This window comes from Collinsella sp. CLA-ER-H6, from assembly GCF_040092305.1.
Taxonomy (GTDB): Bacteria; Actinomycetota; Coriobacteriia; order Coriobacteriales; family Coriobacteriaceae; genus Collinsella.
On the sequence record NZ_JBBNLS010000006.1, the window covers coordinates 92,266 to 108,431 of the forward strand.

Consider the following 16,166-nt stretch of genomic DNA (forward strand, 5'->3'; position numbering starts at 1 on the left):
ATGTCAATCGAATCGAGCTTGTCCCTCTTTGCCATGGTGGCGATTGCCGTCCCCATGCTGGGCTCCCTGCTCATCGTCATGCTGCCGCGTCCCTACGCTAAATGGATCTGCGCCTTCGCCGGCGGCATCGCCACGGTCGCTTCCGTTGGCTTGGCCGCGACGTTTGCCGGAAACGGCATGAACGCGGTCGATGTAACCTGGGCGAGTATGGGCCAGACCTTGGTCATGGGCTTCATATTCGACCGGATGAGCACGCTGCTCGCACCCGCGTTCGTCGCTATCGGCCTGCTCGTCGTCATCTATTCGTTCCCGTACATGAGCGATAAGAACAAGGAGCATCCCGACGCGCCTCGTCGCCGCTTCTACGTGTACTTCTCTACGTTCATCGGCGCCATGGCCGGTCTCGCTTACAGCTCCACCATCGTCGGCCAGCTCGTTTTCTTCGAGATCACCGGCGTGTGCTCCTGGGGCCTCATCAGCTACTACATGACGCCCACGGCCAAGAAGGCCGGTATGAAGGCGCTCATCATCACCCATATCGGCGCTCTGGGACTCTACATCGGCGCGGCCTTCCTGTTCGCCGGAACCGGCACGTTCGCGCTGAGCGCGATCTCCCAGCTCGATTCCGGTATGAAGACCGTCGTGCTGCTGCTCGTCCTGTTCGCCGCTTGGGCCAAGTCCGCCCAGTTCCCGCTCTACATGTGGCTGCCCTCCGCAATGGAGGCCCCCACGCCCGTTTCCGCCTACCTCCATGGCGCGTCCATGGTGAAGGTCGGCGTGTGCGTGTTCGCCCGCGCTCTTGCGAGTGCCGGCGATATCCCCGAGATCGTCGGTTGGGTCGCCATCATCGACGCCGTCGTGACCATGCTCTTCGGCTTCCTCATGTACCTGCCCCAGAAGGATATGAAGCGCCTGCTCGCCTTCTCGACGATCGCGCAGCTCGCCTACGTGTTCTTCGGCCTGGGCCTCTCCGTGTTCGGAAGCCAGATGGCGTTCAACGGCGCCGTCGAGCACATCTTCAACCACGCGTTCACCAAGACCCTGTTCTTCCTCATCGCCGGCTCCCTCAGCTTCGCGCTGGGAACCCGTATGTTGCCCAAGATCCAGGGCCTCATGAAGAAGTACCCGGTCACGGGCGTGGGCTTCGCGGTCGCCGCGACCGCTATCGCCGGCGTGCCCCCCATGAGCACGTTCTTCTCCAAGTTCCAGATTATTTCCGGTGGCTTCGCGGTTGGTGCTTCCAACACGGTCATCTTCGTCCTCGTGTGCGTCATGGTCGTCGAGACCGTCGCCACCTTCGCATGGTTCCTGCGTTGGATGGGTAAGGTCCTGCCCGGTGAGCCGAGCGAGACCGTGGCCGCCGGCCAGCCCCTTCCGCGCGCCATGGCGTTCGTGTTCGTCGTCCTCATGATCATGGTCGTCGTCGCCGGTCCTCTGTCCTCTAGTTGGATGGGTTAGGAGGTAGGACATGGGTTATTCGTTAGTCAATATCCTGGGCGGTCTTCTGATCGTGACCTCCACCATGGTGGTCGTCTCGAAGACCATCCCGTCCGCCATTAAGTGGTACGCGATCCAGTCGGTTGTCCTGGTGGGCGTGCTGCTCACCCTGGGCCTCACCACCGGTGCCACCGAGCTTCTCATGTGGGCCGCGTCGGCCTTCGTCACCAAGGTGATCCTCGTTCCGTTCATTCTCAACCGTGCCTACAAAAAGATGGGTTCGCCTGCCGATAGCACGCTGACCTCCTCCATCAAGCCGGCCTGGACCATCATCCTCACCGGTCTGGAGGTGGCCATCTGCTTCGCGGTGGTCACGCGCCTGAGCCTGCCCACCGCTGAGGTGGCTACTCCGGCCCTCGCCATCAGCTTCGCGCACTTCTTCGTCGGCCTCACGTGCATCATCTCCCAGCGCAACATCCTCAAGCAGATCTTCGGGTACTGCCTTATGGAGAACGGTAGCCACGTGACGCTCGCCCTGCTCGCGCCCACGGCCCCCGAGATCATCGAGATCGGCATCGCCACCGACGCCATTTTCGCCGTCATCATCATGTCCGCCGTCGTCGTGAGGATCTGGAACGACACCAAGTCGCTCGACTCCCACGACCTGACCGAATTGAAGGGGTAGGCCATGGATGTTTCAATGCTGGCGGTCGCCCTGCTCGCTTGCCCCCTCGTGTTCTCCCTGATTATGGCTGCGCTCCCCAAGACGACGTCCTACAGCGTCTTTGCGGGGCTCAACACCATCTCCGTCGCGGCGACCCTCGTCCTTTCGGTCGTCACCGCGGGAACCATGCTCTCGAGCGGGCAGAATATCGACGCTTTGGGCCTGTGGCTCCATCTCGATTCGCTCTCGTCGATCTTCGTCCTTCTGGTAGGCATCATCGGGTTCATCACCGGCGTGTACTCCATCTCCTATATCAAGATCGATATCGAGGAGAAGACCATGCCGGCCGAGCGCACCAAGCAGTACTACGCGCTGTTTAGCCTGTTCGTTTTCACGATGCTGCTCGCCTGCCTGTCCAACAACATCATCCTCACCTGGGCGGCGGTCGAGGCCACCACGCTGTCGACCGTGTTCCTCGTGGGCATCTACAAGAACAAGCAGGCGCTCGAGGCGTCTTGGAAGTACGCGATGGTCTGCACCGCCGGCGTGGCCTTCGGCCTGTTCGGCACGCTGCTCATCTACGCGAACGCCGCCGATATCATGCCCAACGCGCATGAGGCAGCCTTCCTCACCTCCATCATGCCCTACGCCGACCAGTTCGACCCGATGCTCGTGCGCCTCGCGTTCGCGTTCATCGTCATCGGCTTCGGCACCAAGGCGGGCCTGTTCCCCATGCACACTTGGCTGCCCGACGCGCACTCCCAGGCTCCGAGCCCGGTCTCCGCGCTGCTCTCGGGCGTGCTGCTCAAGTGCGCCATGCTGGTGATCATCCGCTTCTACTCCTTGTCCATCATCACGGTGGGCGACACCTATCCGCGTACGCTCCTGCTCATCCTGGGCACGCTGTCCATCCTGGTGGCCGCCCTGTGCATCTTTAAGCAGGACGATATCAAGCGCCGCTTCGCGTACTCCTCCGTCGACAACGTCGGCGTGGTCGCGCTGTGCCTGGGTATCGGTGGTCCGCTCGGTATCGCCGCCTGCCTGCTGCACTGCATCTTCCACGGTTTCACGAAGGCGCTCGCCTTCTGCATGGCCGGTAACATCCAGCACATCTACCACACCCGCGACCTGAACAAGATCAAGGGCGTCGTCGAGATCGCTCCCGTCACGGCAGCGCTCACCATCATCGCCCTGCTCGCGCTCGCCGCCTTCCCGCCGTTCGCCCTGTTCATCTCCGAGTTCCTCACCTTCGTGGCCGGCGTCCAGTCCGGTCCCATCTGGGTGGTCGTGCTCGTGGCCATTGGCCTCACCGGCGTGTACTTTGCCCTTACCGGCATCGCGCTCAAGTCCATCTTCGGCAAGGCGCCCGAGGGCATGAAGCGCCACGAGGTGCCCGCCCTCATGATCATCCCCGAGATCGCCCTCGCGATCGTGGTCATGTGGTTCGGTATCGCCACCCCGGTCGCCATTACGAGCGGCGTCGAGGATGCAACGTCCGTCGTTTTGAACCAGAGCGTCGAAGAGCTCCACGAGGCCCCTCTCTACCGCATGGTGTTCAGCTCCCAGACCAAGACAAGCGAGGTGAATTAGCACCATGGCAGAACCTGAAAAGAAGGACTACGCTCGTCGCTGCGAAAGCCACGTCGAGGCCCTGCGCGCCGCAGTGCCGGGCGCTATCGAGAAGGTCGAATGGCAGTGCGAGGACCAGCTGACGATCACCGTCAAGCAGGACAAGCTGCCCGAGGCCGTCCACTACCTGTATTACGAGCGCTACGGCTGGATTCCCGTAATCATCGGCAACGACGAGCGCAGTCTGTGCGGTCGCTACGCCGTGTACTACGTCATCTCCATGGAGGGGGAGGACCCCGGCTGGGTGACCGTGCGCACCGAGGTCGATCCCGCCAAGATGACGTTCCCGTCCGTGACGCCCTTTGTCCCCGCCTGCGTGTGGGGCGAGCGCGAGCTTCGCGACATGTTCGGCCTGATTCCCGAGGGTCTGCCCGACCGTCGTCGCCTGGTGTTGCCCGACGATTGGCCCAGCGGCCTGTACCCGCTGCGCAAGGACTCCATGGACTACCGCTTCCGTCCCGCTCCCGCGAGCGACATGGAAAACTACGAGTTCTTGGCCGATACCAAGGGCAAGGAGACGACGCTCGTCCCCATGGGCCCGTTGCACATTACTTCCGACGAGCCCGGCCACTTCCGCCTGTTCGTTGAGGGCGAGACGATCGTCGATGCCGACTACCGTCTGTTCTACGTGCACCGCGGCATGGAGAAGGTCGCTGAGACGCGCCTGAACTATGACGCCGTGACGTTCCTCGCCGACCGCATCTGCGGCATCTGCGGCTGCGCCCACTCGGTGGCCTATGCCGAGGCCGTCGAGCGCGCCCAGGGCATTCATGTCCCGCCGCGCGCCCAGTACATCCGCGCCATCATGCTCGAGGTCGAGCGCCTGCACTCGCATCTGCTCAACATTGGCCTGGCGTCGCACTACACGGGCTTCGACTCCGGCTTCCAGCAGTTCTTCCGCGTCCGCGAGAAGTCCATGGACCTGGCCGAGAAGCTCTCCGGTCACCGCAAGACCTACGGCCTCAACGTGATCGGCGGCGTGCGTCGCGACATTTTGGCCGAGCAGAAGCTTTCCACGCTCACGACCATCCACCAGCTGCGCTCCGAGGTTCAGGAACTCGTCGACGTCTTGCTCTCCACGCCCAACTTTATTGAGCGTACGAGCGGTATCGGCATCTTGGACCGCAAGATCGCACGTGACTTCTCGCCGGTCGGCCCGCTCATGCGTGGCTCGGGCTATGCCCGCGACGTGCGCTTTGACCATCCCTTCGACGGCTACGCCGATCCGGACGTCCAAAAGATGCACGCCGCCACGGCCGACACCTGCGATGCCTTCGGCCGTACCGCCGTTCGCATCCAGGAGGTCTACGACTCGATCGACATGATCGAGACCATGCTCGAGAACTGCCCGTCGGGCCCCATCCTCACCACGGATTGGGGGTACACCCCGCACAAGTACGCCATCGGTGCCACCGAGGCGCCGCGCGGCGAGGACGTGCACTGGGCCATGCTCGGCAACAACCAGAAGTGCTACCGCTGGCGCGCCAAGGCCGCCACGTACAGCAACTGGCCGGTCCTGCGCTACATGTTCCGCGGCAACACCGTGGGCGACGCGGCGTTGATCGTCGGCTCGCTCGACCCGTGCTACTCCTGCACCGACCGCGTGACGGTGACCGATGTCGCCGCCAAGCGCGACCACGTGCTCGATAAGGAGCAGTTCGAGAACGTCTGGCGCGACAAGTCGCCGCTTGCGGGCGAGGGCACCATGGCCGCTCCGCTCGATGAGGAGGCGCTCTAATATGCTGAAGCTTTGGAAGGTTAACGCCAAGGCCGGCGACGCGACGGTCAAGTACCCGTTTGCGCCGTTCCCCACCAACAAGGACATGCGCGGCAAGCCCGAGCACAATGCCGAGCTCTGCATCGCCTGCGGAGCCTGCGGCGTGGCGTGCCCGGCCGATGCCATTCGCATGGACACCGACCTTGCGGCCGATACCATTACCTGGTCGATTGACTACGGCCGCTGCATCTTTTGCGGCCGCTGCGAGGAAGCCTGCCCCATGGAGGCCATCAAGCTCACCGAGGAGTTTGAGCTGGCCGTCATGAGCAAGGACGACCTCACCAGCAAGAGCGTCTACACGCTCGAGCACTGCTCGCGCTGCGGCAAGCCGTTTGCCCCGCACAAGGAAATCGACTACGCCAAGCGCCTGCTGCAAAAGACCGGCGGCATGGAGGCCATCCAGGCCGCCCGTACCGTCGGTATGTGCCAGGAATGCAAGCGCGAGCTCGACGCCCTGCGCGCCGCCTCGGCCGTAAAGACCGGCAACGCACACGGCATGGCTGCCAACGAGACGCTTGCGTCCGGCGAGCCCCAGGGCCCCGGCATGGAGTATCTGGGCGGCCACGGCGTGAACCCGGAGTATATCGACCGCGAGCTCAACCCCGATGCGCCCGAGATTCCCGCCGGTCCTGCGCCGGTCGAGGGCATCATCATGGATTTTGATACGAAGGAGGAGTAACCATGGCCGAACCCACGCTTTTGCCCGAGCGGCTTCAGTACCGCCCGACCAAGATCGAGCTCGACGAGAGCATCGAGAAGGCCAAGGCGACCCTTCTTAAGAAGATCAAGCGCTCGGTGTATGTCTACCGTGTTGACTGCGGCGGCTGCAACGGCTGCGAGATCGAGATCTTCGGTTCCATCACGCCCGTCTTCGACGTCGAGCGCTTTGGCATCAAGGTCGTGCCCTCGCCCCGTCACGCCGATGTGCTGCTGTACACCGGTGCCGTGACGCGTGCCATGCGCATGCCGGCCCTGCGCGCCTTTGAGGCCGCACCCGATCCTAAGATCGTGGTGTCCTATGGCGCGTGCGGCTGCACCGGTGGCATCTTCTACGACAACTATTGCGTCTGGGGCGGCACGGACAAGATTCTGCCGGTCGATGTCTACATCCCCGGCTGCCCGCCCAGCCCCGCGCAGACCGTCTACGGCTTTGCCATGGCACTTGGTCTGCTGGACCAAAAACTCCATGCCGAGACCACGGTGGAGGCCGCCGGCGAGCAGGCCGATATCCTGCACCCCGGCGTGCCGTACAAGCTGCGCGTTGCCATTGAGCGCGAAGCTCGCGCCATGAGCGGCTACCGTTACGGCCGCGACTTGGCCAACGAGTTTATGGATACGCTCGAGGGCGCGCCCAAGGGCGATATCCGCGGTGCCATGGCGCTGCTCATCGACAAGCAGGACGATCCGCGCCGCGTCGAGGTATACTCGGCGCTGCAGGATCTGGTGCTGGCCGGAGGTCGCTAGATGGAGCTCACGGACCGCTCTGGTTACTTTGCGGGCCCCGGTATGCTCGGCGGCTCTTTTGGCGATGCCTCGCGCGCAAGCGACGAGGCCGCCGAGGGCGTCGCCGACCCCTGCCTGGGCCACGCGCCCGACCAGGTGGTCTTCTATGAGCTCACGCGTAAGTTTGTGGAGACCGAGGAAGACGTTCCCCAGGAGGCCTGCGACGTGCTGTACTACACGCTCGCCGTGGGCCACCACACCGGCGTGCTCGATTGCTTTGAGCCGCGCCTGTCGGTGCCGGTGGATGTGTTCTATTCGCTCGTCGATGCGCTGCCGGAGGGGGAGGCCAAGACCAAGTTCGAGGCCATCCGCTCCTTTGGTGAGTGCCAGCTCGACAAGGCGGCGGTGCCGTCGCTGCTCGAGGCCTGCGATGCGCTGCTCGACGAGCGCGGTTTTCGCGGTTCTGCCAAGGCTGGCATTTCGGTGTTCGACGACGACTTTGGCCTGCATGCCCAGCAGGTCGCGTTCTTAATGAAGTTCCGCGATCTGGTGGTGCGCGTGCGCGATGTGTCGGGCGTGTATCTGACGGGAAGGTTGCAGTAATGGGTCGCGTTGTGGATGGTCGTGTGAACGGCGCCCCATTTGCGGGTATCGTGCTCACGGCGGGAAGCGTGCTGCGCGCCGACGATGCCGCCGGCCCCGTGCTCTCCAAAAAGATGGAGGACACGCCTATCGCCGGTTGGTACACCATCGACGGCGGTCAGACGCCCGAGGATGACATCATCGAGGTCAAGCGCGAGCGTCCGCCGCGTTTGGTTTTGGTCGATGCCGCCGACATGGCGCTGCCCGTCGGCGCCATCCGCTTGCTCGATAAGACCGACGTCGCGCGCAAATCGATGTTCACCACGCATTCGCTTCCTTTGTCGATTCTGATCGAAGAGATTGAGCAATCGTGTGATGATATCGTCTTCGTCGGGATTCAGCCGGGCGACACGGAGTTCTACAACCCCATGTCCCCGGAAGTCTTTGAGGCCGTCGACGCCGTGTACGACGCCGTGGCCGCCAACGACTTTTCCCACTTTGTCCGCTTGGGGCAAGAGCAATAGGAGCGCTTGTTCCTGCTGATTAGGAAAGAAGTGATTGACATGGCAGATTCCAAGGTGGAGTACCCCTCTCCCGATTGCCTGGCGCCCGCCGCGATCGAGGCCAAGACCGAGGCCGCCGGCGTGACCAAGGCTAACCTGCCGGTCGCTAAGGCCTTTCTGTTGGCAATGTTCGCCGGCGCGTTTATCGCCTTCGGCGGCCTGTTCTTTACCGTGTTCTTGAGCGATAGCACGCTGGGCTGGGGCGCTCAGCGCGTCGTGGGCGGTCTGTGCTTTTGCCTGGGCCTGGTGCTCGTGCTGGTGTGCGGCGCCGAGCTGTTTACCGGCAATTCGCTTATGGTCTGCGCACTCAAGAGCAAAAAGATCACCCTGGTTCAGATGCTTAAGGCCTGGGTCGTCGTGTGGGTCGGCAATTTTGTCGGTGCCCTGTTCATCGTCTTTTTGGTGTACATGGCCGGCATCTATAAGCTCAACGGCGAGGCGGTCGCCAACTCCATGGTGAGCGTCGCCGCCGGCAAGGTGACGATCGACTGGGTGACGATCTTCTTCCGCGGCATCCTGTGCAACATCTTTGTGTGCCTGGCCGTGTGGATCGGTACCGCCGGTAAGACCGTGGTCGATAAGGTTGTGGGCATTCTGCTGCCCATCGCCGCCTTTGTGGCCTGCGGTTTTGAGCACTGCGTCGCCAACATGTACTTTTTGCCTATGGGTGCCGTGATGCACGCGTGCGGCTATGGTGCCGACGTCGCCGGCGCCGATGCGCTCAACGCTGCGGGCATTGCGTTTAACCTGTCCGCCGCCACGCTGGGCAACATCGTGGGCGGTGCGGTTCTGATCGCGCTCGGCTACTGGTTTGTCTACGCCAAGAAGTCCGAGGCGTAATAAGCCGGAATCACGTACGGGCCTCCCGAGGGGCGTTTGCCTTTTGGGAGGCTCTTCGTGTCTTGCTGCGGTGGATGCTGCGGGTTTTGCGTCGCGGCAGCTGGTGGCAGAGCTGTGGTGCGGTGGGGCTTGAACCCCTGAGCTGGAAGGAATAGTCGAGATGGCATCGATAGTTATGCATGACGGTCGCTCCGTGGTGACGACATGCGGGGGATGCTATGCCGATTGCGCCTTTGCGGCCCATGTTGAGGATGGACGTGTGGTGGCTGAGCTGCCGGTTGCGGGGCATCCGTGCGCGGCGCGTGCCCTGTGCGCCCGCGGACGGCATCGCCTGGCAATGCCGTTTGACGAGCGCGACCGCATTGTGCACCCCATGCGACGCCGCCGGGATGGCTCGGGGTTTGATGCGATTACCTGGGACGAGGCGTTTGCTCAGATTGCCGAGCGTCTTTTGGGGATTGTTGACGAGTGCGGCCCCCGTGCGCTGGGCATGACGCTCGGCGTTCCCTCGTTCGACCGCTACTGGGCCTATCGCCTTATGCATGCGTTGGGTTCGCCCAACGTGTACGGTGCCGATGGCGCCTGCGAGGTAAGCCGACTTACCGGTTGGGAACACAGCCTGGGTTATAGTCCCGCCTCCGACCTTGCGCATACCGGCTGCATCATGTACCTGGGGCGTTCCATTGTCGATTCGTCGACGATGGGGACCGTTGATGCGCTCAACGATGCGCGCCGGCGCGGAGCGAAGATCATCGTGGTTGACCCCCGGCGCAGCGGCTCGGCCGCGCTTGCCGATCGCTGGCTCCGCGTGCGTCCGGGCTGCGACTTGGCGCTGCTGTTGGGTATTGTCCACGTGTTGATTGCCGAGGGCTTGTACGACCACGAGTTCGTGGACCGCTATACTACGGGTTTTGACGAGCTGGCGCAGGCGGCCCGTGCTTGGACGCCCGAGTGGGCCGAGTCGATGTGCGACGTGCCGGCCGCAGAGATTGTCGCCACGGCGCGCGAGCTAGCTGCCGCCGCGCCTGCCGCTGTGGTGGATGCAGGCTTTCATGGTGGCATCGGCATCGCGTATGCCAATAGCACCCAGACCGCGCGCGCTATCTGCTTGGTCGATGTGCTGCTGGGCTGCATCGGGCATGAGGGCGGTGCCCTCAACCCGCCCACGCCGCTTGTGTTGGGCGACCTCGATCCCGCACGCTTTGCGACGCCGCCGGTGCCGTGCGGGCCCAAGCTGGGGTCCGAGCGCTATCCGCTGGTCGATCCGGTGCGCGGCCTGTGCACGACCATCGGTCAGTCGATTCTTGCCGGCGATTTGCGTGGGCTCATCGTCTATGCCAGTAACCCTGGTGCGGGCTATGGCAATGCACAGGCTTGGTTGGGTATTTTGCAGCAGCTCGACTTGCTCGTGACGATTGACATTCGCTGGTCCGAGACGGCGCGCGCTTCCGACTTCGTGCTGCCCGACGTGACGTATCTGGAGGCCGACCGCGGTGTAGGCACGGTCGTGGGCGCTAACGATGCGCGCGTGTTCTACCGCAACGCCGTGCTGCCTGTGCAGCATGACGACACGCGTCCCGGTCGGGAGATTTTTGCCGGTCTGGCGCAGGCGTGTGGCGTGGGTGAGTACTTCCAGTTTACGTCTGACGATCTGGCGGCTGCCCAGGTGGCGCCTTTTGGGATCGATTTGGACGAGTTCAAGGAGCACGGCTGGGCCGACACCGGCGTGGCGCTGCCGACGCGCACGGGCGAGCCGGTGATTCCGCTCGCCGGCGGCAAGATTGCGCTGGCAAGTGACGTATGGGAGCGAGCCGGCCTGGGGCGCGTGCCAGGCTGGATTGCGCCGATGGTGGAGCCCAGCCCGGGGATGTTTCGCCTCATTAGCGGCAATCGACCCTTTGAGTCACATACCTCGCGCAGACTCGCGGCGGCCGGTGCCGCCGAGGCTGGGTCGGACCTGGATGCCGTGCAGATGAATGCCGATGCTGCTGCGCACATGGGCATCGCCGACGGCGAGATCGTCGAACTCGTGAGCGACATGGGCCGCGACCGCGTGCGCGTGGAGACGACGCCCTATCTGCATCCGGCGTGCATCTTCACCTCGGCCGCTCCCGGCGGGCGTTCGTTTGGCGCCGATGCCGGTGGCGCTCAAGCCTTGGGCGTGGGCCCGCTCGACCATACGCCGTTGCGTTGGGACCCGTTGACGGGCGCTGCGCTCACCCAGGAAAACGCCGTTCGCGTGGAAAAGATCGCGGCACGCGAGGATAATAGCGAGTAATTGACTCAGCTGATCGAATTGGCTGATAGTTTGACATTCGAACGATTGATTCACCTTTGGTTTTGAAAGGCCGCACATGAGCGATAGCCAGAACATGTCCGATGAGGTGCGCGCCCGCCTGCGCGCCATTCCCTCCGTCAACGAGCTGCTCGCAGAGTGGCCGGTTGTGAAGGCGGCGGGGGAGACCTGCGACGCGGTGGTGCATGCCGCCGTCACGGCCGAGCTCGACGAGGAGCGCGCCGCGATTCGTGCCGGCGCCGCCCCGCGTTCCAAGCGCGAGCTGGCCTCGGCCATCGAGTGGCGTGCGCATCGCTCCGCGCTGCCGAGCCTGCGTCCCGCCGTCAACGCCACGGGTGTGGTTATCCATACCAACCTGGGTCGCGCCCCGCTCGCGGAATCAGCTGCCAAAGCCGTGGCCGAGGTCGCGCGCGGGTATAGCACGCTCGAGTACAGCGTCGACACCTGTTCGCGCGGGTCGCGCAAGGAGCACGCCGCGCGGCTGATTCGCTCTCTCACCGGTGCCGAGGACGCGCTTGTGGTCAACAACAACGCCGCCGCAGTGTTGCTGGTGCTGGCGACTCATGCTGCGGGCAAAGAGGTTATCGTCAGCCGCGGCGAGCTTGTCGAGATTGGCGGCAGCTTCCGTATCCCCGATGTTATGGAGGCTTCGGGCGCCAAACTCGTCGAGGTCGGCGCCACCAACCGCACGCACCTGGCAGATTATGAGCAAGCCATCACACCCGATACGGCCATGATCCTCAAGGTCCATCCTTCCAACTATCGCATCGAGGGTTTTCACGAGGAAGTGAGCTCAAGGGAGCTCGCCGCACTGGCCCATAAGCACGGCCTGCTGTTCTACGAGGACCAGGGCTCGGGCGCGCTGTTGCCCGACGACATCTTGGTGCGCGGTGGCGAAGAAACCACGCCGGCTTCGGTTTCGGCGGGACTCGATATCGTGTCGTGCTCGGGTGATAAGCTGCTGGGCGCCGCGCAGGCGGGCATTATCATGGGCCGTCGCGATCTGGTCCAGGCCTGCGGGTCGCATCCGCTTATGCGTGCCCTGCGTCCGGGTAAGCTCGCACTGGCGGCGCTCGAGGCCACACTGCGCATTTACATGGATGGGGCGGATGTGGCCCATCGCGAGGTGCCGGTGCTCAACATGCTCACGTTTCCGCAGACACATCTGGAGCGTCGCGCACGCAAACTGCGCGAGCTGATGGTGGCGGGCCTCGATAAGGCTGGCTGCCCGTGTGCCGTGCAGCTGGAAATCGTCGAGGAGTCGTCGACTCCCGGCGGCGGCTCGCTGCCTACCGTCGAGCTGCCCACCATGTGCGTGGCCGTGCGTCTTGTTGACGAGCGCCTGACAGTCGACGCGCTCAAGCGCTCGCTCGTTCAAGATTTCGACACGCCGGTCGTCACGCGCGCCTCGCACGATCGCGTCCTGTTTGACGTGCGTACGCTCGTGGGCGACCGCGATATCGAGACGGCGGCAACGACGTTCGTCGCGTGCGTTAAGAAGGCGATTGCTCGATGAGTGAGGTTAAAGCGCTGGTGGAGTGTCCCGTTATCGTTGGCACGGCGGGCCACGTCGACCACGGTAAGTCGGCACTGATCGAGGCACTGACCGGCAAGAATCCCGACCGTCTGGAGGTTGAGCGCCGTCGCGGTATGACCGTGGAGCTGGGCTTTGGCGAGCTGGCGCTGCCGAGCGGCAAGATCGTTGGCCTGGTCGACGTGCCGGGCCACGCGCATTACTTGCGCGCCATGGTGCAGGGCGCCACGGGTATCGACGTGGGCGTGCTGGTGGTTTCGGCCGTCGAGGGCGTAATGCCGCAGACCCGCGAGCACGTGCATGTGCTGGAGCTGTTGGGCGTTACGCATATGGTGGTCGCGCTGACGATGTGCGACCTGGCCGACGCCGAGATGACCGAGCTTGCCGAGCTCGATGTCGATGACTTTTTGTCGGGTACCGTGTTTGCGGGCGCGCCGATCGTGCCCGTGTCGTCCAAGACGGGCGAGGGGATCGACGGGCTGCTTGCGGTGCTCGACGAGCAGGTGGGTGTTTGCTGGGATGCCTGTCGCGACCGTGCCGAGCGGAGCGATGCCGCGCCTCGCCTGCCGATTGACCGCTGCTTTACGATTAAGGGCGTCGGCACCGTCGTGACGGGAACGCTGCACGATGCGCCGGTTGCGGTGGGCGACGAGCTGATGGCTTTGCCATCGCGTACGGTCTGTCGTGTGCGCGGGATTCAGGTGCATGGCGATACGCCGCGCGCGCTGCCTGGGCAACGCGTGGCGCTCAACCTGGTTGGTGACGGTGTCGCGGCACTTGACCGCGGCGAGATGCTGGGCGTGGCAGACCGTTTTGGTCAGACGTTACGCTTTATGATGACGTTCACCTACCTGGGTCGCGAGGGTGCCAAGCCGCGCGTGCTCGAGTCGGGCGCGCGTGTGCACGTGATGGCGGGTACGGCCGAGGTTGTCGGCCGCATCATGCTTTTGGAGGGCGAGGCCCCCATGGCGGTGGGCGAGACCCGTACCGTGCAGGTGCGCTTGGAGGAGCCGTTGCCGCTGCGAGCCGGAGACCATGCTGTGGTGCTGTCGTATTCGCCCGTTATGCTCATTGGCGGCGGGCGTGTGCTGCTTTCGCGTTGCCGTCGTTCGCGCGAGCTTGCCGAAGGAGAGCGTGCGCTGTATGTGGCGCTTGAGGCCGGCGATATCGCCGCTGGTGTTGAGGCGTGGCTGGCGCTGCAGACGTTGCCGGTTGCGGCCGTTGATGTTGCTAGGGGTTTTGATCTTGGTATCGGCGAGGTCGATACCGCGCTGCGCGGGCTGGTGGCGCAGGGCGCTGCTTGCGCGCTTGCTGGCTCGGATGGCTCGCTGTATGCAGATTCTTCCGCGCTCGACGCCGCTATGGATGCGCTGGCGGCGACCCTGTCAGCCATGCACGCGGCGGCTCCCAAGGAGACGGGCTTTACGCCTGGCGCCGTTGCCCATGCTGCGTGGCCTGCCGCTGATGAAGGCGTTGCCTCGGCTCTGATTGCCGAGGGCTGCTCGCGTGGCGTGTGCGCCGCCGAGGGCGCCGAGGTATTCGATCCGCATTCGGCCGCCGCGGCGGCACGCGTGGTGCATGAGGCGTGTGAGCGCATCGTGGCGCTGCTCGATGGGGCCGGCCTCGATGCGCCGACGTTGCCCGAGGTAGGCGAACAACTGCAGCTCGGCCGCGACACCATGACGCGTGCCCTGCGCGAGCTTTCGCTCAACCGCTCGATCGTTAAGGTCGAACGCGACGTTGCCCTGTCCACTACCGCCGAGGCCCATGCGCGCGAACTCGTCGCCGCCGCCATTGAGGCAGCCGGCGGCGCTGCCACCACGAGCGTGCTGCGCGAGGCCCTGGGCGTGTCGCGCAAACGTGCCATCAGCATCTTGGAGCACCTGGATGCCGTACGCTTCACAGTCCTCGACAAGGATGCCGGCGGCCTGAGGTCCCTACGCTAGATTGGCTGCTCGGTTTGGTAAAATACCGCCGCACTTGGGAACGGATGGGCTCCGGTGGGCTCCGCGGTCCTCAAAACCGTTGCGAGGCGTGCAAAACGTCTTGGATGTGTTCGATTCACATACGTTTCCGCCATACGCTACCAGCGCTTTTGTGCTCGCGGTCTTGCTGCGTGCCGCAAAGGCGCTGTTTTGTTTTTGCGTGGGTTTGCCGTGCCGCCCGCTTTATCGGCGACGGTATCTGGCTTCGTGTGTCGGGTTTCGAGCATGCCGATGGAGGTGTTTTGCCGTATGACTATCGTAAGACGGGTCGATCTTTCTTGCGTCGTCCAAGCGGGCGGGCTGTCCTCACGCATGGGCCGCGATAAGGCGCGCATGACGTTTTGCGGCGAACCGCTCATCGAGCGCGTGCTGGGTCGGCTGGCGACAGTTGCCGGCGAGTTGGTCGTGACGACTTCGCGCCCCAGCGAGCTTGCCTATCTTGAGGAGCGCACGTTTGGCGGTCTGGTGCCGCGAATAGTGTCGGACCTTGAGGGGCCGGCGGGTGCCATGCGCGGCATCGCGAGCTCGTTGGCCGCGGCGCGATTGCCGTTCGTGGCGATCGTCGCCTGCGATATGCCGTTTGTCTCGCCGGAACTCATCGGCGCGCTCGCCGATCGTGTTGAGGCCGAGGCGCTCGACGTGTGCGTGCCGTGCGAGGAGCGGGGGATTGAGCCGCTTTGCGCCGTCTGGCGCCGTGACGCGTGTGCGCCGGCCGCCCATGAGCTGCTCGCCTGCGACCGCCAGCGCATTCGCTGCCTGATCAATCGCGTTCAGGCTGGTTATATGGATGAACCGCAGATCGTTAAGGCCGCGGGCTCGACGCTCTGCTTCGAAAACGTCAATACGCCCGAGGAGTTTGCGGCGGCCGAGTTACTCGCCTAGACGATTGGAGTTGCCATGTCTCACGATATTTGTCCCGACACGGGAGAGCCTTGCACTTGCGATGGTTCCGAGCCCTGTACCTGCGGCTGCGGTGGCTGTGGACATACTGCGGAAGAGGAAGCGGCCGCCGCGGCGTATCGCGAGGCACATCGCGAAGGCCCGTCCGGTGATGCCCTCGACCACGAGCGCAAGATTATCGTTTCGTTCGACAGCACCTTCGATGTGATGGAGTGCGAGCAGCTTTGCCTGGATGCCGGCGTGCCCGGGCGCATCATGCCGCTGCCCGGCTCCATCACCGCTGGCTGCGGGCTGTGCTGGGCCATGCCGTTCTCGGGCGATGCTCTCGCCGCCTTCCGCGCCGCCACCGAGGGCCGCATAACCCCCGCCGACTACCATCAGCTCGTCCTCTAACCACCACACCACCACATTGGGGACAGGCGCCTTTGTTGTGGTTTGGAACACGTGGACGAAACAGGTTTGAAACACGGGTTTTGCATGTCAGGCACTCAAAAACGCTTTTACCTGCATCGTAAT

General features: G+C 64.0%; 14 protein-coding genes and 1 tRNA gene. All 15 read left to right on the forward strand.

Annotated features, from left to right (window positions below; translation table 11 throughout):
* Positions 1 to 1,458 (forward strand): hydrogenase 4 subunit D, encoded by a 1,458-nt coding sequence (locus AAAX77_RS04060; protein ID WP_349104885.1) that lies wholly within the window; start codon positions 1 to 3, stop codon positions 1,456 to 1,458.
* 10 nt (positions 1,459 to 1,468) lie between these two features.
* Positions 1,469 to 2,122, forward strand: coding sequence for a hydrogenase 4 membrane subunit (hyfE, locus tag AAAX77_RS04065; protein ID WP_035138044.1), 654 nt, complete (start codon positions 1,469 to 1,471; stop codon positions 2,120 to 2,122).
* Positions 2,123 to 2,125: 3 nt separating this feature from the next.
* Positions 2,126 to 3,691, forward strand: coding sequence for a hydrogenase 4 subunit F (locus AAAX77_RS04070; RefSeq protein WP_349104886.1), 1,566 nt, complete (start codon positions 2,126 to 2,128; stop codon positions 3,689 to 3,691).
* A 4-nt stretch (positions 3,692 to 3,695) separates the two neighbouring features.
* Positions 3,696 to 5,468 carry a hydrogenase large subunit gene (locus tag AAAX77_RS04075; protein WP_349104887.1) on the forward strand — a complete coding sequence of 591 codons (1,773 nt, stop codon included), beginning with the start codon at positions 3,696 to 3,698 and terminating at the stop codon, positions 5,466 to 5,468.
* Between the two features lies 1 nt (position 5,469).
* On the forward strand, positions 5,470 to 6,186 hold the full coding sequence (locus AAAX77_RS04080; RefSeq protein WP_349104888.1) for a formate hydrogenlyase complex iron-sulfur subunit: 717 nt from the start codon (positions 5,470 to 5,472) through the stop codon (positions 6,184 to 6,186).
* Between the two features lie 2 nt (positions 6,187 to 6,188).
* Positions 6,189 to 6,971, forward strand: coding sequence for an NADH-quinone oxidoreductase subunit B family protein (locus AAAX77_RS04085; protein WP_006234107.1), 783 nt, complete (start codon positions 6,189 to 6,191; stop codon positions 6,969 to 6,971).
* The gene (locus AAAX77_RS04090) at positions 6,972 to 7,553 is read left to right on the forward strand and encodes a formate hydrogenlyase maturation HycH family protein (RefSeq protein ID WP_349104890.1); all 582 of its coding nucleotides are present in this window, start codon (positions 6,972 to 6,974) and stop codon (positions 7,551 to 7,553) included.
* A complete protein-coding gene (gene hycI / locus AAAX77_RS04095; protein WP_215693726.1) occupies positions 7,553 to 8,056 on the forward strand; it encodes a hydrogenase maturation peptidase HycI in 504 nt (167 codons plus the stop codon). The genes AAAX77_RS04090 and hycI overlap by 1 nt, the downstream gene beginning before the upstream one ends.
* Before the next feature lie 39 nt (positions 8,057 to 8,095).
* A complete protein-coding gene (locus tag AAAX77_RS04100) occupies positions 8,096 to 8,935 on the forward strand; it encodes a formate/nitrite transporter family protein (RefSeq protein ID WP_349090740.1) in 840 nt (279 codons plus the stop codon).
* Positions 8,936 to 9,095: 160 nt separating this feature from the next.
* On the forward strand, positions 9,096 to 11,213 hold the full coding sequence (locus tag AAAX77_RS04105; RefSeq protein WP_349104891.1) for a molybdopterin-dependent oxidoreductase: 2,118 nt from the start codon (positions 9,096 to 9,098) through the stop codon (positions 11,211 to 11,213).
* A gap of 76 nt (positions 11,214 to 11,289) precedes the next feature.
* Positions 11,290 to 12,747: an L-seryl-tRNA(Sec) selenium transferase gene (gene selA / locus AAAX77_RS04110; RefSeq protein ID WP_349104892.1), complete on the forward strand. Its 1,458-nt coding sequence runs from the start codon at positions 11,290 to 11,292 to the stop codon at positions 12,745 to 12,747.
* Positions 12,744 to 14,711: a selenocysteine-specific translation elongation factor gene (selB, locus tag AAAX77_RS04115; RefSeq protein ID WP_349104894.1), complete on the forward strand. Its 1,968-nt coding sequence runs from the start codon at positions 12,744 to 12,746 to the stop codon at positions 14,709 to 14,711. The genes selA and selB overlap by 4 nt, the downstream gene beginning before the upstream one ends.
* A 36-nt stretch (positions 14,712 to 14,747) precedes the next feature.
* Positions 14,748 to 14,844, forward strand: a tRNA-Sec gene (locus tag AAAX77_RS04120).
* A gap of 155 nt (positions 14,845 to 14,999) precedes the next feature.
* Positions 15,000 to 15,632 carry a molybdenum cofactor guanylyltransferase gene (locus AAAX77_RS04125; RefSeq protein ID WP_349104896.1) on the forward strand — a complete coding sequence of 211 codons (633 nt, stop codon included), beginning with the start codon at positions 15,000 to 15,002 and terminating at the stop codon, positions 15,630 to 15,632.
* A 15-nt stretch (positions 15,633 to 15,647) separates the two neighbouring features.
* Positions 15,648 to 16,043 carry a DUF3343 domain-containing protein gene (locus AAAX77_RS04130; protein WP_195193057.1) on the forward strand — a complete coding sequence of 132 codons (396 nt, stop codon included), beginning with the start codon at positions 15,648 to 15,650 and terminating at the stop codon, positions 16,041 to 16,043.
* The last annotated feature ends 123 nt before the right edge of the window (positions 16,044 to 16,166 follow it).

Bases quoted from the DNA above. Each gene is read 5' to 3' on its own strand.
- AAAX77_RS04060 (WP_349104885.1), top strand. From the start codon at position 1: ATGTCAATCGAATCGAGCTTGTCCCTCTTTGCCATGGTGGCGATTGCC.
- hyfE (WP_035138044.1), top strand. From the start codon at position 1,469: ATGGGTTATTCGTTAGTCAATATCCTGGGCGGTCTTCTGATCGTGACC.
- AAAX77_RS04070 (WP_349104886.1), top strand. From the start codon at position 2,126: ATGGATGTTTCAATGCTGGCGGTCGCCCTGCTCGCTTGCCCCCTCGTG.
- AAAX77_RS04075 (WP_349104887.1), top strand. From the start codon at position 3,696: ATGGCAGAACCTGAAAAGAAGGACTACGCTCGTCGCTGCGAAAGCCAC.
- AAAX77_RS04080 (WP_349104888.1), top strand. From the start codon at position 5,470: ATGCTGAAGCTTTGGAAGGTTAACGCCAAGGCCGGCGACGCGACGGTC.
- AAAX77_RS04085 (WP_006234107.1), top strand. From the start codon at position 6,189: ATGGCCGAACCCACGCTTTTGCCCGAGCGGCTTCAGTACCGCCCGACC.
- AAAX77_RS04090 (WP_349104890.1), top strand. From the start codon at position 6,972: ATGGAGCTCACGGACCGCTCTGGTTACTTTGCGGGCCCCGGTATGCTC.
- hycI (WP_215693726.1), top strand. From the start codon at position 7,553: ATGGGTCGCGTTGTGGATGGTCGTGTGAACGGCGCCCCATTTGCGGGT.
- AAAX77_RS04100 (WP_349090740.1), top strand. From the start codon at position 8,096: ATGGCAGATTCCAAGGTGGAGTACCCCTCTCCCGATTGCCTGGCGCCC.
- AAAX77_RS04105 (WP_349104891.1), top strand. From the start codon at position 9,096: ATGGCATCGATAGTTATGCATGACGGTCGCTCCGTGGTGACGACATGC.
- selA (WP_349104892.1), top strand. From the start codon at position 11,290: ATGAGCGATAGCCAGAACATGTCCGATGAGGTGCGCGCCCGCCTGCGC.
- selB (WP_349104894.1), top strand. From the start codon at position 12,744: ATGAGTGAGGTTAAAGCGCTGGTGGAGTGTCCCGTTATCGTTGGCACG.
- AAAX77_RS04125 (WP_349104896.1), top strand. From the start codon at position 15,000: ATGACTATCGTAAGACGGGTCGATCTTTCTTGCGTCGTCCAAGCGGGC.
- AAAX77_RS04130 (WP_195193057.1), top strand. From the start codon at position 15,648: ATGTCTCACGATATTTGTCCCGACACGGGAGAGCCTTGCACTTGCGAT.